Annotated in this window: 19 protein-coding genes; 7 read left to right on the top strand and 12 right to left on the bottom strand. The window is 61.7% G+C overall.

All coding sequences use genetic code 11. The features are described from left to right. Positions 1–76: 76 nt before the first annotated feature. The 3 genes from G9Q84_RS19345 to G9Q84_RS19335 are packed head-to-tail and all read right to left on the bottom strand — an operon-like array spanning position 77 to position 2,488. Positions 77–736, bottom strand: coding sequence for a helix-turn-helix transcriptional regulator (locus G9Q84_RS19345; RefSeq protein WP_032891377.1), 660 nt, complete (start codon positions 734–736; stop codon positions 77–79). A gap of 56 nt (positions 737–792) precedes the next feature. Then, positions 793–1,158, bottom strand: coding sequence for a cupin domain-containing protein (locus tag G9Q84_RS19340; protein ID WP_032891378.1), 366 nt, complete (start codon positions 1,156–1,158; stop codon positions 793–795). Positions 1,159–1,189: 31 nt separating this feature from the next. Beyond that, positions 1,190–2,488, bottom strand: coding sequence for an NAD(P)/FAD-dependent oxidoreductase (locus G9Q84_RS19335; protein WP_122753248.1), 1,299 nt, complete (start codon positions 2,486–2,488; stop codon positions 1,190–1,192). A 238-nt stretch (positions 2,489–2,726) separates the two neighbouring features. Between G9Q84_RS19335 and hpaR (G9Q84_RS19330) the strand changes: the two genes are divergently transcribed. Then, positions 2,727–3,149: a homoprotocatechuate degradation operon regulator HpaR gene (gene hpaR / locus G9Q84_RS19330; RefSeq protein WP_032891381.1), complete on the top strand. Its 423-nt coding sequence runs from the start codon at positions 2,727–2,729 to the stop codon at positions 3,147–3,149. Positions 3,150–3,250: 101 nt separating this feature from the next. On the opposite strand, the gene hpaI is transcribed toward hpaR (G9Q84_RS19330), so the two are convergent. From hpaI to G9Q84_RS19290, 8 genes are read right to left on the bottom strand one after another with little or no spacing between them, the layout of a single operon-like run. Next, positions 3,251–4,054, bottom strand: coding sequence for a 4-hydroxy-2-oxoheptanedioate aldolase (gene hpaI / locus G9Q84_RS19325; protein WP_099602411.1), 804 nt, complete (start codon positions 4,052–4,054; stop codon positions 3,251–3,253). 14 nt (positions 4,055–4,068) lie between these two features. Next, positions 4,069–4,872, bottom strand: coding sequence for a 2-oxo-hept-4-ene-1,7-dioate hydratase (gene hpaH / locus G9Q84_RS19320; protein ID WP_032891384.1), 804 nt, complete (start codon positions 4,870–4,872; stop codon positions 4,069–4,071). Between the two features lie 12 nt (positions 4,873–4,884). Then, entirely contained in the window at positions 4,885–6,189 is a 1,305-nt protein-coding gene (locus G9Q84_RS19315) for an MFS transporter (RefSeq protein WP_099602412.1), read from the bottom strand. A 52-nt stretch (positions 6,190–6,241) separates the two neighbouring features. Then, entirely contained in the window at positions 6,242–6,634 is a 393-nt protein-coding gene (locus tag G9Q84_RS19310) for a 5-carboxymethyl-2-hydroxymuconate Delta-isomerase (protein ID WP_095184846.1), read from the bottom strand. Between the two features lie 45 nt (positions 6,635–6,679). Further along, on the bottom strand, positions 6,680–7,537 hold the full coding sequence (hpaD, locus tag G9Q84_RS19305; protein WP_032891387.1) for a 3,4-dihydroxyphenylacetate 2,3-dioxygenase: 858 nt from the start codon (positions 7,535–7,537) through the stop codon (positions 6,680–6,682). 48 nt (positions 7,538–7,585) lie between these two features. Then, positions 7,586–9,046, bottom strand: a complete 1,461-nt coding sequence (gene hpaE / locus G9Q84_RS19300; RefSeq protein ID WP_122753253.1) for a 5-carboxymethyl-2-hydroxymuconate semialdehyde dehydrogenase — start codon at positions 9,044–9,046, stop codon at positions 7,586–7,588. Between the two features lie 5 nt (positions 9,047–9,051). Then, positions 9,052–9,822 carry a fumarylacetoacetate hydrolase family protein gene (locus G9Q84_RS19295; RefSeq protein ID WP_095184845.1) on the bottom strand — a complete coding sequence of 257 codons (771 nt, stop codon included), beginning with the start codon at positions 9,820–9,822 and terminating at the stop codon, positions 9,052–9,054. 11 nt (positions 9,823–9,833) lie between these two features. After that, on the bottom strand, positions 9,834–10,493 hold the full coding sequence (locus tag G9Q84_RS19290; protein WP_181643905.1) for a fumarylacetoacetate hydrolase family protein: 660 nt from the start codon (positions 10,491–10,493) through the stop codon (positions 9,834–9,836). 181 nt (positions 10,494–10,674) lie between these two features. Between G9Q84_RS19290 and hpaA the strand changes: the two genes are divergently transcribed. From hpaA to G9Q84_RS19260, 6 genes are all read left to right on the top strand, one after another. Continuing rightward, entirely contained in the window at positions 10,675–11,580 is a 906-nt protein-coding gene (gene hpaA, locus G9Q84_RS19285) for a 4-hydroxyphenylacetate catabolism regulatory protein HpaA (RefSeq protein ID WP_181643904.1), read from the top strand. Positions 11,581–11,763: 183 nt separating this feature from the next. After that, entirely contained in the window at positions 11,764–12,186 is a 423-nt protein-coding gene (hpaR, locus tag G9Q84_RS19280) for a homoprotocatechuate degradation operon regulator HpaR (protein ID WP_032891392.1), read from the top strand. 153 nt (positions 12,187–12,339) lie between these two features. After that, positions 12,340–13,332, top strand: a complete 993-nt coding sequence (locus tag G9Q84_RS19275; protein WP_099602418.1) for a helix-turn-helix domain-containing protein — start codon at positions 12,340–12,342, stop codon at positions 13,330–13,332. A gap of 68 nt (positions 13,333–13,400) precedes the next feature. Then, positions 13,401–14,333 (top strand): SphA family protein, encoded by a 933-nt coding sequence (locus G9Q84_RS19270; RefSeq protein ID WP_122765090.1) that lies wholly within the window; start codon positions 13,401–13,403, stop codon positions 14,331–14,333. A gap of 10 nt (positions 14,334–14,343) precedes the next feature. Further along, a complete protein-coding gene (locus tag G9Q84_RS19265; RefSeq protein ID WP_181643903.1) occupies positions 14,344–15,576 on the top strand; it encodes an MFS transporter in 1,233 nt (410 codons plus the stop codon). 16 nt (positions 15,577–15,592) lie between these two features. Then, positions 15,593–17,041 (top strand): amidase, encoded by a 1,449-nt coding sequence (locus tag G9Q84_RS19260; protein ID WP_122757278.1) that lies wholly within the window; start codon positions 15,593–15,595, stop codon positions 17,039–17,041. Positions 17,042–17,101: 60 nt separating this feature from the next. On the opposite strand, the gene G9Q84_RS19255 is transcribed toward G9Q84_RS19260, so the two are convergent. Next, positions 17,102–18,514, bottom strand: coding sequence for an aldehyde dehydrogenase family protein (locus G9Q84_RS19255; RefSeq protein WP_181643902.1), 1,413 nt, complete (start codon positions 18,512–18,514; stop codon positions 17,102–17,104). Positions 18,515–18,517: the final 3 nt, after the last annotated feature.

The raw sequence follows: 18,517 nt of genomic DNA, 5'->3' as shown, positions 1-18,517 counted from the left end.
TCCGGTGGGTTGAATGGACAACCCGGAGCATGAGGTGGAGCAGGGCGCGCGCCTATCAACCGAAGGGTTGAGCCCGCTACAGAAACAGCGCCGCCACCAGTTCGGTGCGGCTGCTCACGCCCGCCTTGCGGAACAGGTGGATCAGGTGGGTCTTGATGGTGGGCAGGCCCACGTCCAGTTCCAGGGCCAGTTGCTTGTTGCTCGCGCCTTGACGCAATAACCACGCGATCTGGCGCTCCTTGGGCGTGAAGGCGGCGAATGCATCCTCACAGGGCTGCATATTGGCCACTGCCATTTGCAGCAGGGCCTGCAAGGCAGTGAGCTGCGCCAATTGGTCGGGGGTGAAGGCGCCTTGTTCGGCAGTGCGCAGTAACGAGATGGCCGCCTGGGGTTGGTCGGCGCGATGGGCAACGATCTCCACCACATCGATTACACCGTAGCGCTGCAGGAAGTCGCGATAGCGGCGGCTGTCACGCTGGGGTTGGCGGGCCATGGCCAAACCCAGCGGCACCACGGCCAGCCCGGTGGACAGGCAATTGCGCGGCTGCAACGGGTCGAATTGCCGGTAGTTGTCCAGGTAGTCGCGGTGCATCTCGCCACTCATGCCTTGCAGTTGGAAATCGCGGGCTTGGAGTTGGCGGTCGACACAATAAAACGCGGCCTGGCTGGCGGGGACGAGCTGGGTGAAGGCCTGCAGGCAATGGCCGGCGACTTCCTGAGCGGGGATGGCGTGCATGGTCGGTCACCTGCGCCGGAGAAAATGCTGCCGACCGAAGCCGGCAGGCAGAACCATCAAACAACCGCGAAATAGTGCTTCACAAAGCTCTCGCTCACAATCTCCCACAGCACCGGCGTGCCCTTGGTCACGAACCAGCTGTCGCCGGCTTTGTAACGGCTGCTCTGGCCGGTGCTTTCATCGGTCAATACCACTTCGCCGGTGACCACGGTGGCCTGTTCGGCAAACGGATAGACCATGCGGAACTTGCCTTGGGTGGTGCCGAAATAGGCACTGCTGACCGGGTCGGTCGGTGCGCCAAAGGTCATTTTGCCGAAGGCGTTGACTTCACCTTCGAGGATCTCGGAACCAAGGTCGGCGACGGTGCCCCAGGCATCGAGGTCGGATAATTGGATGTCTTTCTTGAGCGTCGTAACGGGCATGGCAGTTCTCCTGAGAATGAAACGGTGGGAATCAACGGCGACCGTTGAAGTAACCCGACAGTTGATGAAGGCTTTTACCGGCGGTCAGCAGCAGTGGGCGGATATGGTCCTTGCCCAGGATCTGCGCATGCTTGACCGAGCTGATCAGGTCATAGCGCGATGAACCCTCGCTCATGCCTTCGGCCAGGACCTTGCAGATGATGTGGCTGGGCGTGACGCCAAAGCCGGCGTAACCCTGCACATAGAAGGCGTTGGGGCGACCACTGAGGGTGCCGATCTGCGGAAACAGGTTGGCCCCGGTCGCCATTGGCCCGCCCCACGCCAGGTCGATCTTCACGTCCTTGAGGTACGGGAAAATCTTCAGCATCAGGTTGCGGTTCCAGGCTTTGAGGTCCAGCGGGATGTGCTCGACAAACGGCGTGGCGGCACCGAACAGCAAGCGGTTTTCATTGGTGACGCGGTAGTAGTCGATCACCGGCCGAATATCGCTGTAGGCGCCGCGTATCGGGCTGATGCGATGGATCATCTCGTCCGACAACGGTTCGGTCATCAACTGAAAGGCGTAGGTGTTAACGGTCGTCTTGTGCAGTTCGGGTTCGAGCTTGTTGAGGAAACTGTCGCAGGCCCACAGCAACTTGGACGCCTTGACCGAGCCGCGGCCGGTGCGCACCGTGATGCGCTCGCCATAACTGACGTCCAGGGCCGGGCTGTGTTCGAAGATGCGCACGCCATGGCCGGCGAGTGCCTTGGCTTCGCCCAGCAGCAGATTGAGCGAGTGCACGTGGCCGCCGCCCATGTGCAGCAGCGCGCTGGTATAGGCGTCGGACCCGATGATCTGCTTGACCTCGGACCCTGCCATAAAGCGGATTTCGTCTTTGGTATTGATCGACTTGAAGTCTTTCTCCCAAGCGCGCAGGGTTTTTTCCTGGCGGGCGTTGAAGCCCATGTATCCGTAGCCGTGGCAGAAGTCGGCGTCAATCGAGTATTTGGCGATGCGGTCCTTGATGATCCCGGCGCCCAGCTCGCTGATTTCAAAGATCTGGCGCAGGCCTTCGTCGCCTACTTGTTGCTTGATCTTTTCCAGGTCGTGGCCGATCCCCGCCATGATCTGCCCGCCATTGCGGCCCGTGCCACCAAAGCCCAGGTAGCGCGCTTCCAGCACCACAATATTGGTGATGCCTTTTTCAGCGAGTTCCAGCGCGGTGTTTATGCCGGAGAAACCGCCGCCAATCACTACCACATCCGCTTCCACGTCCTGTTCGAGGGTTGGGAAACTGAGGTTGTATTTTTTGGTTGCCGAGTAGTAGGTCGGCGTTTCGATATTGATCATGGCGCAGCCTGGAAAAGTGAAGGGGAACTCACTGCAGAGCCGACAAGAAGCTCTGTGCCTGTTGGGGTGTATTAACTGCCTTCCGAGCGGTAGGTGTCTTGATTCTGTGTGCCGTCGGTCTTGATCCTGGCTGCCACTGTCCACCCTGGAGCCGGCCAGGCGGTAAAGCGGCACACGGTGATCAGTCGCGGGTGCTAGAATGTTGTTAATCTGTTAACTAATTGCGACGCCTGCACCCATGCCCAAACCGCGCCAATCCCTGACCCTTACTTTGCTCCAAGCGCGTGAAGCCGCCATGGGGTTTTTTCGTCCTTCGCTTAACCAACACGGTTTGACCGAGCAGCAATGGCGGGTCATTCGCATCCTGAGCCAGCACGATGAGCTGGAGATTAATCGTCTGGCGGAGCTTGCGTGCATCCTCAAACCGAGCATGACCGGTGTGCTGGTTCGTATGGAGGCCGCGGGCATGGTTGAGCGGCGCAAGGCGCAGCAGGACCAACGGCGTGTGCTGGTGCGGTTGGCCGACAAAGGTCAGGCGTGTTTTGCCTCGATGAGTCAGTGCATGGAGGCGAATTATCAGCGTCTGCAGGCGGGCTTTGGTGAGGAGAAGTTGCAGACGTTGCTGGCGTTGCTCAATGAGCTGAAGACGCTCAAGCGTTGATAGGGCTAACCCGGCGTCCTGCCGGGTTGCCCACGGATTCAAGCCTGCGTTCGGCCAGCGTGTTTGCCGGCAAAGCCAAAGCAAACGCGAATACCGCAGCGTCAGTAGATAGCACCGGCAGTGCTTGTGGGCGCCGGTGCATCTTTGAAGGCCGCCGCGAGGCTTTGCAATCCGCGCATCAGCACGGTGGTGTCGACGCCCACTGCGACGAACGCCGCGCCCAGTTCGATGTAACGCCGCGCCAAGGCCTGGTCGGCGCTGAGGATGCCGGCGGCCTTGCCGGCGCTGCGGATACGGGCGATGGCGTGTTCAATCGCCGCCTGCACGTCAGGATGGCCGGGGTTGCCGCGAAAACCCATCGAGGCGCTCAGGTCCGCCGGGCCGATAAACACACCATCCACGCCCTCTACCGCCGCAATCGCATCCAGGTTGGCCAGGCCTTCACGGCTTTCGATCTGCACCAGCAAGCACATCTGCTCGTCGGCTTTGTCGAGGTAATCGGGGATGCTGTTCCAGCGCGATGCCCGTGCCAGCGCGCTGCCGACGCCGCGCACGCCGTTGGGCGGGTAGTGGATCGCCTTGACCAGTTCCCGTGCCTGCGCTGCGCTTTCCACCATGGGCACCAGCAAGGTTTGTACGCCGATATCGAGCACTTGTTTGATCAGCGCGGTGTCACCGATGACCGGGCGGATCACCGGGTGGCTGGGGTAGGGAGCCACGGCCTGGAGCTGGCCAAGCATGCCGCGCAGGTCGTTGGGCGCGTGTTCGCCGTCGATCAGCAGCCAGTCAAACCCGGCGTTGGCGGCCAGTTCTGCGCAATAGGCATCGGATAAACCCAACCACAGGCCGATCTGGGCCTCACCGCTGTGCAGGCGTTGCTTGAAGGTGTTGATAGGCATGTCCATCGAGCGATCTCCTGTTAAACGAAGCGGCAGGCAATCGAGCCAAGCATGTCGTAGTCGACATGAAAGGTATCGCCAGGGTTGGCCGCCACCGGCCGGGTGAAGGAACCGCCGAGGATGATTTGCCCAGGTTGCAGGGTCACGTCATACGCGGCGAGTTTATTGGCGAGCCAGGCCACGCCCTTGGCCGGGTGATTGAGCACGGCGGCCGATACGCCGGATTCTTCGATCACGCCATTGCGGTAGAGCACTGCCGGCACTTTGCGCAGGTCGATTTCAGTGGGGCGCACGGCGCGTCCGCCCATGACCACGCCCGCGTTGGCGGCATTGTCGGAGATGGTGTCAAACACCTTGCGGGTGGCGTTGGTGTGCGGGTCGACCTGTTGGATACGCGCGTCGATGATCTCCAGCGCCGGGATCACCCACTCGGTGGCGTCCAGCACATCGAACACCGTCACATTCGGGCCTTTAAGCGGTTTGCCCAGGATGAACGCCAACTCCACCTCGACCCTCGGCACGATAAAGCGCTCGAAGGGGATGTCGGTGCCTTCATCGAAGAACATGTCATCGAGCAGCGCGCCGTAATCCGGCTCGGTGATGTTGGACGACACTTGCATGGCGCGGGAGGTCAGGCCGATCTTGTGGCCGACCAGCTTGCGCCCGTCCTTGATCTTTTGGGCGACCCAGGCGCGCTGGATGGCGTAGGCGTCTTCGATCGTGATCGTCGGGTGCTCCAGGGAAAACTGGCGCACCTGTTCCCGTGACCTTTCGGCCTGGTCAAGACGGGCGGCGGCTTGCTGGATGAGCTGTTGATCAAGCATGACAAAGGTCTCTCAGTGAGGGTTGACGATGGCGGCCTGGGTGCGCAGCACCAGCAGGCCACCGAGTGCAATAAGCAGCGCCAGGGCGTAAAGGGCCAGGCTGGCGCTGTGGGTGGTGTCGCGCATCCAGCCAATCAGATAGGGCGCAAAGAAAGACGCGATGCTGCCGAAGGAACTGATCAAGGCGATGCCGGCGGCCTGAGTGGTGTTGGAGAGAAACGCCGGAGGTAACTGCCAGAACATCGGCAATGCCGCGCTGGCGCCCATGCCGGCGAGGATCAGGCCGCTCAGCACCAGGGTCGGGTTGGCCGGAGCGAGCCCGGCGATGGCAATACCGGCGGCCGCCATCAGCAACGGCACGCACAGGTGCCAGCGGCGTTCACGCTGGCGATCCGACGAGCGCCCGCAGCCGATCATGAAAAAGCAACCCGCCAGATACGGCACTGCACTGAGCAGTCCGACCTTGCCGTCGCTGCCGACCCCGGCGCCGTGGATCAGTGTTGGCATCCAGAACGCCAGGGTGTTGACCGCCAGCATCACCGCGAAATACACCGCCACCAACAGCCAGACTTGCGGGTTACGCAGAATCGCGGAGAACGAGGTGATCGATTTGCGCTGTTCTTCCTTCGTCAGTTGTTCGCGCAGTTGTTGCTTCTGCGCGGGCGTCAGCCAGGTAACGGTCTCGAAACTGTCCGGCAGGCACTTGAGCACCACCAGCCCGAGCAGGATGACCGGCGCGCCCTCGATGACAAACATCCACTGCCAGCCGCGCAGGCTGCCCAGGTCATGGAAGTGCTCAAGAATGCCGCCCGACAGTGGCCCTCCAATCACCCCGGCCATGGGCACCGCAATCGCAAACAAGGCGGTGACTTGCGCACGCCGACCCGCCGGGTACCAACGGTTGAGGAAGACCAGGATGCCTGGGAAGAAACCCGCCTCGGCCACTCCGAGCAAAAAGCGCAGCACATAGAAGCCCGTGGCGCTGTCGACCATGAACATGCAGGTCGACAGCGCGCCCCACACCACCATCAACGTGGCGATCCAGCGCCTGGGACCCACACGGTCCAGGGCCATGTTGCTCGGTACGCCGAACAGCGCGTAGGCGACAAAGAACAGACCGGCGCCGAAGCCGTAGACCGTGTCGCTGAAATTCAGGTCGGCGCTCATTTGCATCTTGGCGAAGCCGATGTTGATGCGGTCGAGGTGGGCAAAGAGGTAGCAGATCAACAACAGCGGCATCAGCCGCCAGGTGATGGTGCTGTGGGTGCGGTCGCGGGCGACGCTGCCGAGGCTGTCGGCGATATTGGCTGTGCTCATGGTTTTATACTTTTTGTCTGAGAAGGCCGATGGAGTGAACGGGCAGGGCGTGCTAGCCCAGCTGGGCCTTGAGGAAGGCGTGCACGTTGTTCTGCTTGAAGTTGAGCTGCTCGTGCAGCTCGATCATTTCAAACGACAGGGCCAGCAGGCGTTGGGCCTGAAGCTCGGCAAAGTGCGCGGTGATCACCTCAAAAAGATGTTCGGCGACTTGCTGACGGGTCGCCAGGTCGCGGCCATGGCCGACCTTGAGCGTCATGTGCACGAAGGCGTAGTCGTGCTTGCCGTCGGCCATGCGCCAGGTATCCAGGCGCACGCCTCGGCTGCGGATGCCGCCCAGCGGGAACACACCGCTGTCGCCCAGGGTGGCATGGACTTTTTCAAACAGGGCAGGCAAGTCCGCCTGCTGCTCGATGTTGTCGGTGTATTCAGCGATGAAGTGGGGCATGGACGGCTCCTTCAGACCGCGCGGGGACACCGCGCGGCCATACGGTCAAACGGGGAAAATGGCGTTGATCTGCCCGGTGCCTGAGCTGCCGAACGGGGCGGTGATGATTTCGGCAGGCTTGTCGTAATCCGGCCCGCCGAGTAGCCCGAGAAGCATCGCGGTGTCGTGCATCTTGCCTTCGCCGAAGCAGTGTTCGGCGTAGTCCGGAAGCATCGCGCAGAACTCTTTCCAGCGGCCTTGGCGCCAGAGCTCCACCACATGCAGATCGACCTGTTTGTCGAACTCGCGCGTCCAGTTATGGATATTGGCTTCGGCATTACGGTCGTCGGAGAACCGGTGCGACAGTGAGCCGGAAGCCAGCACCACGACTTTGCGGTCGCTCTTCTCGATGGCCCGGCGCACGGCGGCGCCGAACGTGAAGCTGTCTTGCAGGCGATGCCAGGCACACCAGGCGGCAATCGATACCACATTGAATTTCTGCGCGTCCGGTACGCCCATGTGCATGTAGCGCATCGGTACCAGGGTGCCGTATTCCAGCTCCAGGCTGGGGATGTTGTGGGCCAGGGTACGCACGTCGGCCGCATTGGCCTCGGCGGCGATCAACTCGCCAAGTTCCGGGCAGCCTGGGTATTCGTAGTCCATGTTCTTGATGAAGTGCGGCAGCTCGTTACTGGTGTAGGTGCCCTTGAAGTGCTCACCGCTGTTGACGTGATAGGCGCTGTTGACCAGCCAGTGCACGTCAAACACTACGGCGGTGTCGGCGCCCAGTTCGCGGGCGCGGCGGCCGATCTCTTTGTGACCGGCAATCGCTGCTTCACGGCAGCCATGGTGCTTGCCGGGCAGCTCCGATAAATACATCGAGGGAACGTGGCAGATTTTCGCCGCCAGGACGACTTCGCCCATGATGATTCTCCTGAAATTATTGTTGTTGTCTTAGGGGGCTGGTGTGACTCAAATGCCCCAGCGTGGAATGTGATGGCTGCCCATCGAGATGCACACATTCTTGATCTCGGCGAACACTTCGAAGCTGTACTGGCCGCCTTCACGGCCGGTGCCGGAGCCTTTCACGCCGCCGAACGGCTGACGCAGGTCGCGCACGTTCTGGCTGTTGATGAACACCATCCCGGCTTCGATGCCATAGGCCAGACGATGCGCCTTGCCGATGTCCTGGGTCCAGATGTACGACGCCAGGCCATAGTCGGTTTCGTTGGCCAGTTTGAGGGCTTCGGCTTCGTCCTTGAAGGGAATGAGGCACACCACCGGGCCGAAGATTTCTTCCTGGGCAATACGCATGTTGTTGTTCACGTCAGCGAACACCGTCGGTTGGATGAACTGGCCTTTGCTCAAGTGCGCCGGCAAGTTGGCCGGACGTTCGAGGCCGCCGGCGAGGAGGGTGGCGCCCTCTTCGAGGCCGATCTTGATGTAGCCGGTGACCTTGTCGTAGTGGGCCTGGGTGATCATCGAGCCGACCTGGGTTTTCGGGTCTTGCGGGTCGCCGACGATCAAGCGTTTGGCGCGCGCAGCAAACTCGGCGACGAACTGCGGATAGACGCTTTCCTGGATAAAGATGCGGCTGCCGGCGGTGCAGCGCTCGCCATTGAGGGAGAAGATCGTGAACAGGGCGGCATCGAGGGCGCGTTCCAGGTCGGCATCCTCAAAGATCAGCACCGGCGACTTGCCACCCAGTTCCATGGAGTACTTTTTCAGGCCGGCGGTCTGCATGATTTTCTTGCCGGTGGCGGTGCCGCCGGTGAAGGAAATCGCGCGCACGTCCGGGTGACGCACCAACGCATCACCCGCCGTTGCGCCATAGCCTTGGATCACGTTCAAGACGCCGTTGGGGATGCCGGCTTCGACGGCCAGGCGCCCCAGTTCGTTAGCGGTCAATGGCGACAATTCAGACATTTTCAGTACGGCAGTATTGCCCAGCGCCAGACACGGCGCGGTCTTCCAGGTAGCCGTCATGAACGGCACGTTCCACGGCGAGACCAGCGCGCATACACCCACTGGCTGGTACAGGGTGTAATTGAGCATCTGGTCATCGACCGGGTAGCTGTGCCCGTCCATGCGTGTGCAGACTTCGGCGAAGAAATCGAAGTTGTGCGAGGCGCGGGGGATCAGCACGTTTTTGGTCTGGTGAATCGGCAGGCCGGTGTCGAGGGTTTCCAGTTCGGCCAGGTGCGGCACGTTCTGTTCGATCAGTTCGCCCAGCTTGCGCATCAAGCGCGCACGCTCTTTGGCCGGTGTGCCAGCCCATTTGGGAAAGGCTTCCTTGGCGGCGGCCACAGCTTGCGCGACTTCCTCGGCACCGCCGCTGGCGACTTCGCCGATGGCTTCACCGGTGGCTGGGTTGTAGTTAACGAACACGTCTTTACTTTCGACCTCACGGCCGTTGATCCAATGTTTGATCATGCTGCTCAAGCCTCTTTACGGGCGTTGAAGAACGCCGCTTCGCTGACAATTCGATTGACCAGGCGGCCGACGCCTTCGACTTCCACGATCACTTCATCACCGGGCACCACGTCGGCCAGGCCTTCCGGCGTGCCGGTGGCGATCATGTCGCCGGGCTGCAAGGTCATGAAGCTGGACAGGTATTCGATCAGGTAGGGGATGTCGAAAATCATGTCTCTGGTACTGCCTTCCTGGCGCAGTTCACCGTTGATCCACGTGCGCAGGGTCAGGTTGCTTGGGTCTGGCACATCGGCCACATCGACGATCCACGGGCCGACAGGCGTGGTGGCGTCGCGGTTTTTCACCCGCAGGTTGGGGCGGTAGTAGTTTTCCAGGTAGTCGCGAATCGCGTAGTCGTTGCACACCGTGTAGCCCGCCACGTAGTCCAGGGCGTCTTCGCGCTTGACGTTGCGCGCGGGCTTGCCAATGACGGCCACCAGCTCGCACTCGTAGTGCATGTAGGCGACGTTGTCCGGGCGCCATGTCACTTGGTTGTGACCGGTGTAAGTGCCTGGAGACTTAATGAAGGCCAGCGGCTCGGTCGGCGGCGTGAACGCCAGCTCGGCGGCGTGATCGGCATAGTTCAGGCCCAGGGCAAACATGCTGCCTGTGGCCGGTGGCAGCCATTGCACTTGATGTTCGGCCAGCAGGCGGCCATCGGCCAGGCGCACGGCGTTGTGGTCTTCGACATGGGCGAGGTGCACTTCGCCTTCAAACTGGATACGGGCGTGTTTCATGGAAGCTCCTGTTACTCGGCCACGACGTGGTTGACGAGGCGGCCCAAACCGCTGATTTCGACTTCGACGGTGTCACCCGGCAGCACATCCACGCGACCTTCCGGAGTGCCAGTGATCAACACATCGCCAGCGTGCAGGGTCATGAACTCGCTGATTTCGGCGATGAGCAAAGGAATGTTGCGCACGAAGTTAGCCGTGGTGTTTTGCTGGCGAATCTCGCCGTTGACGTACAGCGTGATCGCCAGGCTGTGCGGGTCAGTGACTTGGGCCGTAGGGATCAATTCGGGCCCGACGGCACAAAAACCATCCCGGCATTTGGCTTTGACGGCGGGGCGGTAGTAGCTGTCTTCCGGCAGGCTGAATTCATTGATGACGGTGAATCCGGCAACGTAATCGAGCGCGTCGCCCTGGCTGACGCGGCTGGCGCTCTTGCCCATCACCACGCCCAGGGCTGGGCCGGGTTGCAGGCGCTCGCCCTGGCCTGGATGCACCACCGCTGCACGGTGCTGATTGCGCGTATTGGGCGTCTTGATAAACAGCACCGGTTTGACCGGCGGCTTCTGATATGGCGGCTGTTCGAATTCGGCGAGGCGCTGTTTCAGCAGCCCTTGGTAGTTGAGCGCCACACCGAAAAGAGTGCCGGTCGCGACGTCATGCAAGGCATGGCTCATGCTTTCTCCTGGCAGAGCCATGGGAAGGCTCTGAATATTGTTAATGTGTTAACAGTTATAATTAAGATGTTAACTATCGTCAAGCGTGGCAGACTGTTCTCGCGTTGGTTGCGCTGCCCAAATCGGTGCAGGATGAGCGTGGCAGCACCCCGGCAATCAGAATAAAAATGAGTAGCGTGCGATGACCGACCGACAACCCATTCCCAACATCAACATTGGCCAGGTGTACGACCAGCGCTACAGCGACGCGCAGGTCCACTACGACCGGCTGGCCAACCTCGCGGGTTTCTTCGGGCGCAACATGCCGATTCACCGGCACGACCGGTTCTTCCAGGTTCACTACGTGAAAAGCGGTACGGTGCGGGTGTACCTGGACGACCAGCAATACGTCGAGTCCGGGCCGATGTTCTTTCTCACGCCGCCCACGGTGCCGCACTCCTTTGTGACCGAGGCCGACAGTGACGGGCATGTGTTGACGGTGCGCCAGCAACTGGTCTGGCAACTGATCGATGCTGATCCCAGCCTGGCGCCGGCGGGCGCGCAACTCCCGGCCGCGTGCGTGGCGCTGGCGCAGTTGGGCCTGCATGACGCGAGTGAAATCCGTCGATTGGATTTTCTGTTCGAGGAACTCAGTGCAGAGGTCGAGGCCCAGCGCCCAGGGCACAGTGCGGCCCTGGACAGCCTGACGCGCTTGATCATGATCAGCCTGCTGCGGCTGTGCTCCCACTCGCTGAAAGCCACGCCTGCGCGGCACGAAGACTTGAGGATTTTCCACCGTTTCAACGAGCTGATCGAAGCGCACTACCAGCAACACTGGCCCTTGTCCCGGTATGCGCAAGGCATCGGGGTGACCGAGGCGCGACTCAACGATGTGTGCCGGCGCATCGCCGACCTGCCGTCCAAGCGCCTGATCCTGGAGCGGCTCATGCAGGAGGCCAAGCGGCTGCTGATGTTCACGGGCAGCTCCGCCAACGAGATCTGCTACCAGCTCGGCTTCAAGGACCCGGCCTACTTCAGTCGGTTTTTCCAGCGCTACGCACAGCTCACTCCGGGGGAGTACCGCCAGCGACAATTGGGGCTGCGTTGAGACAGGCATGGGGAACTGCGCCTTGATCTTGTTGATCTTGTACGGATCAGCATGACCAGCGCAGCGGTGCGACAGAATGGCTTTTACACGGAACCGATTGCACTTTTCACAGGCTTGCGCGCGGCTTGCACGGACAGGCCGGCGACACTAAGCTGCCGACTCGCCCCCTCAAGTGGTGCCGATATGGCCAACCCCCGACCTTCGCTGACCCTGACCTTGCTGCAAGCCCGTGAAGCCGCAATGGCTTTTTTCCGACCCGCCCTGAACCAGCACGAACTGACTGAACAACAGTGGCGCGTCATTCGCATACTGCGCCAGCAGGGTGAACTTGAAAGCCACCAACTCGCCCAGCAGGCATGCATTCTCAAACCGAGCATGACTGGCGTGCTGAGTCGCCTGGAGCGTGACGGCCTGGTGCGTCGGCAGAAGTCCAGCCAGGATCAGCGCCGCGTGTTCGTCGCCCTCACCGAACGCGGCCAGCAGTGCTTCGTTTCCATGAGTGAAGGCATGGAAAGCAACTACCAGAAAATCGAGGAACAGTTTGGCGCGGAAAAAATGGAGCAGCTGCTGGGTTTGCTCAACGAGCTGAAAAACATAAAGCCTTGATGGGCTAAATTTAGTTAATAAGTGAATGTGTTCGCCCCGCGCAGCACCGATCGCTATCCGTTTTCGGCACAAATGTGCCGCATCACCTGAGTTCGGAATGGAACTTGCCTCGTACCTGACCGGTAAGCCTTGCAACTGAAAAAGGTTGGGTCCATGAACAACAATAATGTGCTGATGCCTGAGGCCGCGGTGGTTGCCCGAGGGGCGCCAGCGCTCCAACGTTTTCTGACCCGCGATATCGACGAGCACGCTCGCAATATGCACGGCTGGCAGGTTCGCTACGATCAAGTGTCTGCGGGGGCCTTTGAAGGGGAGTTGGTGGCGTTCCGGTCGGACTGGATGCAATTGGCCCGCGACCGCTCTAATCAGGCCATGATCAAAAGTGGCATGGCGTGGAAAGGCGCGATCACTTTCAGCATCCCCTTGAGTGCCGATGGCCCGGTGTATTGCTCGGGGCATCCGATCCATGAGCCAAGCCTGTTGGTCGCCCACGGTGAGCATCTTCCTGAGTTGCACACTCCCCAACACCTGGATTTGCTCAGTGTGGCCATTGACGAGCACGTCCTTGAGCATGTGCTGGAGCGTCAGGGCAGCCACTTTCGAATTACCGATCTTCCCAAGTGTTACCGCTTGGGTGACTCGTCTGTGCAGGCTGAACTCGCGGCGCTGTTCGAGGCACTGTCCGGCTCCGAGCAAGCGCGGGATGCGTTGCTGGGACACGATTCGATCCGCCGTGGCCTGCGGGATTCGGTGATGCTGCACGTGCTTGAGCTGATTGCGCCGGATCACGCGCCACCGCTCAACCCCACCGCGCGCAAAAGGATGGTCGACCGCGCACGGGAATACGCGCTGAGTCACCTCGACGAGCCGTTGTCGATCCTCGACCTGTGTAACCACATCGGCGCCAGCCGGCGCAAACTCCAATATTGTTTCCAGGAAACCCTGGGGATCAATCCGGTGGCGTATTTGCGTGCGTTGCGCCTCAATGCAGTGCGTCGTGAACTGCGAATGAGCACCCAATCCCTGAACGTACAGGACGTCGCGGCACGCTGGGGGTTCTGGCATTTGAGCCGCTTCTCCGGTGACTATCGCACCCTGTTTGGTGAAACCCCTTCACAGACCCTGCGCCGTACGCAACTCTGCTGAAAACGGATAACCCGCCCACGGCGCTGCTGCCTAGGATGACCCACACCACTTGCTGGGAGGGGCATTCGATGAGCAATAACAATAACGCAAGCGCTGCACGCAAGACGTTGTTCACCCTGGGGCTGCTCGGTTGCTGCGCCGGCGTCCAGGCGACCGAGAACGGCGCGCCGACCACGGCGGTCGGCGTGTATGACTTCGGCGCGGGGATGATGCCACCGGCCACGCCGTTCGGCACCATCGGGCTGCGTACGGCGTTCTACTCGGCCAATGTGCAGAAGGACCGCAACGGCCGTTCGATCGACAACCACTTCTCGTTGGACGTCTTGTCGATTGGCGTCGCCTATATGCGCATGACTGATCACACTGTACTGGGCGCCCACTATGGGTTTGGCGTGGTGGTGCCGTTTTTCAAGATGGACGCTTCCGTCAAGGTGCCGACCCCCATTGGGCCGCTGAGCCTGGAGGCTGATCCGTTTCGACTGGCCGATGTGCAATTCCTGCCGGTGATCCTGCAATGGAACCCATCGCCGAATCTGTTCATCAACACCCAATTGCAGATCCAGGCGCCTACCGGTGACTACGACAAGAACCGTCTGGTTTCCCCCGGTCTCAATCACTGGACGTTCTCGCCGATCGTCAACGCCACCTACCTCACCGACAGTGGCTTCGAGGTTTCCTCAAGCTTTGAAGTCGACGTCAACACCCGCAACCCCGCAACCGATTACAAAAACGGTGTCGAGTACCGCCACGAGTTTGCCGTGGGCCAGCACATCGGCCCGTGGACGTTGGGCCTGGGCGGTTATTACTACCGCCAGTTCAGCGATGACGATGCGCCAGGGTTGCAGTCGGGCAACCGGGCACGGGTGCTGGCAGTGGGGCCGGCGGTGAGTTACTTCAAGCCGGGCCTGCCACCGGTCTGGCTGCATGCCTACAAGGAAACCGACGCGCGCAACCGTGCCGAGGGTTACACCGTGGCGCTGCGCATTTCTCAAAGCTTTTAAGGGGCTGGCCATGAATCCATCACGTTCTGAATACGCACCACCCCGGCAAGCCAGCGGGCGCCGTGAAGGGTTGGTGCTGATGCTCGGCAGCAGCCTGACGATCATGGGCGCGGTCATGGTTGCGCCGATCCTGCCCAAGCTTGGCGCCACGTTTGGTCCGCTGGAGCCGCGCGCCGACTTGCTGGTGCCCTTGGCGGTCACCGGGCCGGCGCTGGCGATTGCACTGTGCGCGCCGTTGGCCGGCTGGTTGGCCGACCGGGTCGGGCGCAAGGCGTTGCTGGTCATCGCGACCTTGTTATACGCCGTGCTCGGCGCCTTACCGGCACTGCTGGATAACTTGCAGGCCATCGTGGGCGTGCGCCTGTTGTTCGGCTGCGCCGAAGCCGCCGTGATGACCTGTTGCGCCACCTTGATTGCCGACTATTGGCACGGTGAGGAACGGCTGCGTTACATCAATCGGCAGGTAGTAACCATCGGCCTGGTGGGCTCGCTGTTCTTTGTGGTGGGCGGCGCGCTGGGCGAGCATTCCTGGCGCCTGCCGTTCCTGCTGTACCTGCTGCCATTGCTGTTGGTGCCGCTGATGATGAAGGTGCTGTGGGAACCGGCTAGCCGCCCGCAGTCCCTCGACGAACCCGAGCCGGGCAGGGTAGCCGTGGTGCCGTTGGTACTGGGTTATCTGCTGATTCTCAGCGGGATGGTCCTGAGTTTTATCGTGCCGATCCAGGCCCCGATTCTGCTGGTCGGCCTGGGAGTGACCTCTAGCACGCTGATCGGGCTGTCGGCGGGCTTGGGTTTGCTCGCGACCCTGGGCGGTTCGCTGGCCTGGCCATTGCTGCGTCGACGCTTCGGTATCGTCGGTTGCAACGCGCTGTTGCTGGCTCTGCTGGGGTTGGGGCTGTGGCTGCTGATGCGCGGGCAAAGCTACATCGCGGTGCTGGTGGCGGTGCTGATTCACGGCCTGGGCGCCGGGCTGCTGGTGCCCAACGTGATGGCGCCGGTGATGAATGCCCTGAGTGCCCGGACGCGCGGGCGCGGCCTGGGCGGGTTCACGGCTTGCCTGTATTTCGGCCAATTTGTCAGCCCGCTGGTGGTGGCGCTGCTCAGTGTCTACGCCGTTGACCTGCGCACCTCCATCCAGTGGCTGGCGCTGGCCAGCTTTGCCTCGGCGGCGATCTGGGCGCTGGCAGGCCTGCACGCCCGACGTAAAGGGGCTCCGGGTGCCTTCCGGTCAAGTCATTCGTAACTAAAAGGAGATAAACATGAACATCCAGAATCTGTTGGACAGCGAGGATGCCACCGGCCTGGCCGAGTGGGTCCGCCGTGGCGAAGTGCACCCCGGCGAGTTGCTTGAAGCGGTGATTGACCGGATTGAGTGGGTCGAGCCGCAGCTCAATGCCGTGGCCGAAAGGCTGTACACATCGGCCCGTGAAGCTGCACGCACCGTGCAGCCCGGCCACGGCGTATTCGCGGGCGTACCGACCTTGATCAAAGACTTGTTTTCGCCGGTCAACGGCGCGGCGATGACCAACGGTTCCCAGGCACTGGGAGGGTTTCGCGCAGATTTTGAGGCCGAACTGGTGACCCGTTTGCGCCGTGCCGGTTGCGTGATCGCCGGCACCAGCACCTCGCCCGAATTCGGCACGTCGTACTCCACCGAGTCCACGCGCTTTGGCGCCACACGCAACCCCTGGAACACCGGCCACAGTGCGGGCGGCTCCAGCGGTGGCGCGGCCGCCTTGGTGGCGGCGCGTGTCGTCCCGTTTGCCCATGGCAACGACGGCGGCGGCTCCTTGCGCGTGCCGGCGTCCTGCTGCGGGGTGTTTGGCCTTAAGCCCAGTCGCGGGTTGTTGCCATCAGGGCCGATGGTCGGCGAAGGCTGGGCCGGCATGGGCACGCCCCATGGGATCACCTTGTCGGTACGTGACAGCGCCGCCTTGTTGGATGCAACGGCCGGGATCGACCTCGGCGCACCCTATGCCGCACCGGTGCAGGCGCAGCCCTATGTTTCGGCGTTACAGCGCGACCCAAAGCCGCTGCGCATCGCACTGGTGGAGCAACTCGGGCCTTGGCCGACGTCCAGCGAAGCGCTGGCATCGGTGCAGGAGGCCGCCAGATTGTGCCAATCCCTGGGCCATCGGGTTGAGCCGGTGAAGTTGCCGGTGTCACTGCCGGAATTTCTCGATCAGGTCTTCACCATCATTGGCGCCAGTACCCGTCACTATCTCGACGTGCTGGGACAGATGCGCGGCTTTGCGGTGCAGCCCGAGGAGCTTGAGGCGCGCACCCGGATCATTTTGCGCAGCAAGGGCGATGTCAGCGGGGCCCATTACGCGGGCGCGGTGGAATGGATTCATGGCTTGGGCCGGCAGTTGGCGATGTTCATGCAGGAATACGACCTGATCCTCACGCCGACCCTGGCCCGTGAGCCGGCACCGATTGGCGAGCTGGATGTGCAGGACGACCGCTTGAGCCTGGATGAACTGATTGAGCAGTTTCACAGCTACTCACCGTTTACCGCGTTGTTCAACGCCAGCGGGCAACCGGCGATGTCGGTGCCGCTGTACTGGAGCGCCGCCGGCCTGCCGATGGGCGCCCACTTCGCGGGCCGTTTTGGCGAGGAAAGTACGCTGTTCGCCCTTGCTGCGCAGTTGGAGCGTGCGCAACCCTGGCGTCGGCGAGTACCGCCGATCAATGCCTGTCAGCGGTGAGTGCCTGGGACGGCTGGCAATGGGAGGCAGCCGCTCCCACTGCTGACTACCTTGGATCGATCAAGCCCGGATATTCAGGCACACCACCTTGGGTTGGGTCATCTCCTCGTAGGCGAAACGCACGCCCTCACGGCCGAGGCTGCCGTATTTGGAACCGCCAAAGGGCATTGCATCAAAGCGATAGTCGGACGAGTCGTTGATCATCACACCTCCCGCCTCAATCCTGCGGGCGGCGCTCAAGGCCGTCGCCAGGTCGCTCGTAAAGATACCGGCGTGCAGGCTGTAGTCAGGCTCGTTGGCCAGCGCGATGGCCTCATCGAAGGACTCAACCCGTTGCAATACCACCACGGGCGCAAAGACTTCGTTGCGCCAGAGTGCGCTGGCGTGATCGACGTTTTCCAATACGGTGGCGGCGTAACACGAATCCTGTCGTGTGTGCCCGCACAGCAAGGTTGCGCCTTGGGCCAACGCGTCGGCTACCACGCGCTCGGCATTCTGCGCCGCTTGTCGGGTAATCATCGGGCCGATATCGGTGCTGGCAAGCAACGGGTCGCCGACCAACAGGGCTTGGGCCTGGCTGACAAAACGTTCGCGGAACGCGGCATAAACGGACCCATGAACCAGCAGTCGCTGAGTGCCGATGCAATTTTGTCCTGCCGCCCAGAAGGCGCCGGACACGCAACACGCCACTGCGGCCTCAAGGTCGCAGTCGTCCATGACGATTACGGGCGCATTGCCGCCCAAGTCCATTGCCAGTTTCTTCAAGCCTGCGGTGCGGGAGATCTGCTCACCGGTGACAAAGCCTCCGGTGAAGGAAATCATGCGCACGTCACGCGCCGCGACCAGGGCTTTGCCCAGTTCGGCACCACCGGTGGCAACCGTGACCACCGATTCGGGCAAGCCAGCGTCGATCAGGTACGCCACCAGTTTCATGGCTGACAACGGCGCCAATTGCGACGGTTTGAGAATCACCGCGTTGCCGCCGGCGATGGCTGGGCCGAGCTTGTGCGCCACCAGGTTCAAGGGATCGTTGTATGGCGTGATGGCGACGATCAAGCCAAGGGGCTCGCGGGAGAACCAACCCTGGCGAGATTCTGAACCTTCATAGGCATCAAAAGGGATCACCTCGCCGGCATTGCGCCGGGCTTCTTCGGCTGACAGCTTGAGGGTGTTGACGCAGCGCTTGACCTCTTTTTGCGCCTGCTTGAGGGTCTTGCCGGCTTCGTCGACGATCAGTCGGGCAAATGCCGATGCATCGCGTTCGATGTTCAAGGCCGTCTGTTCGAGAATCTGTGCCCTGCGATAACGCGGCAAGCCCGCACTGGCCCGAACGCCCTGGCGCCCCTGTTCCAGCAAGTGCGGAACCTGGGACGCACACACGTCGGCTACGGTGCCGACAAGCGCACCGTCAAAGGGATTGAACACCTGTATTTGTGCTGCCCCAACCGTACGGGCCAAATTCGATACGTTCATTGG

The sequence above is a fragment of the Pseudomonas sivasensis genome (genome assembly GCF_013778505.1).
GTDB classification, from domain to species: Bacteria; Pseudomonadota; Gammaproteobacteria; order Pseudomonadales; family Pseudomonadaceae; genus Aquipseudomonas; species Aquipseudomonas sivasensis.
Note: the sequence above shows the minus strand (reverse complement) of the source record. Positions and strands in the feature narration are given on the sequence as shown.

What these genes read in the sequence shown, in the direction of transcription:
- G9Q84_RS19340 (WP_032891378.1), bottom strand. Translation starts at nt 1,158, where the DNA reads ATGCCCGTTACGACGCTCAAGAAAGACATCCAATTATCCGACCTCGAT.
- G9Q84_RS19315 (WP_099602412.1), bottom strand. Translation starts at nt 6,189, where the DNA reads ATGAGCACAGCCAATATCGCCGACAGCCTCGGCAGCGTCGCCCGCGAC.
- hpaR (WP_032891392.1), top strand. Translation starts at nt 11,764, where the DNA reads ATGGCCAACCCCCGACCTTCGCTGACCCTGACCTTGCTGCAAGCCCGT.
- G9Q84_RS19255 (WP_181643902.1), bottom strand. Translation starts at nt 18,514, where the DNA reads ATGAACGTATCGAATTTGGCCCGTACGGTTGGGGCAGCACAAATACAG.
- G9Q84_RS19295 (WP_095184845.1), bottom strand. Translation starts at nt 9,822, where the DNA reads ATGAAACACGCCCGTATCCAGTTTGAAGGCGAAGTGCACCTCGCCCAT.
- hpaI (WP_099602411.1), bottom strand. Translation starts at nt 4,054, where the DNA reads ATGGACATGCCTATCAACACCTTCAAGCAACGCCTGCACAGCGGTGAG.
- G9Q84_RS19335 (WP_122753248.1), bottom strand. Translation starts at nt 2,488, where the DNA reads ATGATCAATATCGAAACGCCGACCTACTACTCGGCAACCAAAAAATAC.
- hpaR (WP_032891381.1), top strand. Translation starts at nt 2,727, where the DNA reads ATGCCCAAACCGCGCCAATCCCTGACCCTTACTTTGCTCCAAGCGCGT.
- hpaH (WP_032891384.1), bottom strand. Translation starts at nt 4,872, where the DNA reads ATGCTTGATCAACAGCTCATCCAGCAAGCCGCCGCCCGTCTTGACCAG.
- G9Q84_RS19260 (WP_122757278.1), top strand. Translation starts at nt 15,593, where the DNA reads ATGAACATCCAGAATCTGTTGGACAGCGAGGATGCCACCGGCCTGGCC.
- G9Q84_RS19310 (WP_095184846.1), bottom strand. Translation starts at nt 6,634, where the DNA reads ATGCCCCACTTCATCGCTGAATACACCGACAACATCGAGCAGCAGGCG.
- hpaE (WP_122753253.1), bottom strand. Translation starts at nt 9,046, where the DNA reads ATGATCAAACATTGGATCAACGGCCGTGAGGTCGAAAGTAAAGACGTG.
- hpaA (WP_181643904.1), top strand. Translation starts at nt 10,675, where the DNA reads ATGACCGACCGACAACCCATTCCCAACATCAACATTGGCCAGGTGTAC.
- hpaD (WP_032891387.1), bottom strand. Translation starts at nt 7,537, where the DNA reads ATGGGCGAAGTCGTCCTGGCGGCGAAAATCTGCCACGTTCCCTCGATG.
- G9Q84_RS19345 (WP_032891377.1), bottom strand. Translation starts at nt 736, where the DNA reads ATGCACGCCATCCCCGCTCAGGAAGTCGCCGGCCATTGCCTGCAGGCC.
- G9Q84_RS19290 (WP_181643905.1), bottom strand. Translation starts at nt 10,493, where the DNA reads ATGAGCCATGCCTTGCATGACGTCGCGACCGGCACTCTTTTCGGTGTG.
- G9Q84_RS19270 (WP_122765090.1), top strand. Translation starts at nt 13,401, where the DNA reads ATGAGCAATAACAATAACGCAAGCGCTGCACGCAAGACGTTGTTCACC.
- G9Q84_RS19275 (WP_099602418.1), top strand. Translation starts at nt 12,340, where the DNA reads ATGAACAACAATAATGTGCTGATGCCTGAGGCCGCGGTGGTTGCCCGA.
- G9Q84_RS19265 (WP_181643903.1), top strand. Translation starts at nt 14,344, where the DNA reads ATGAATCCATCACGTTCTGAATACGCACCACCCCGGCAAGCCAGCGGG.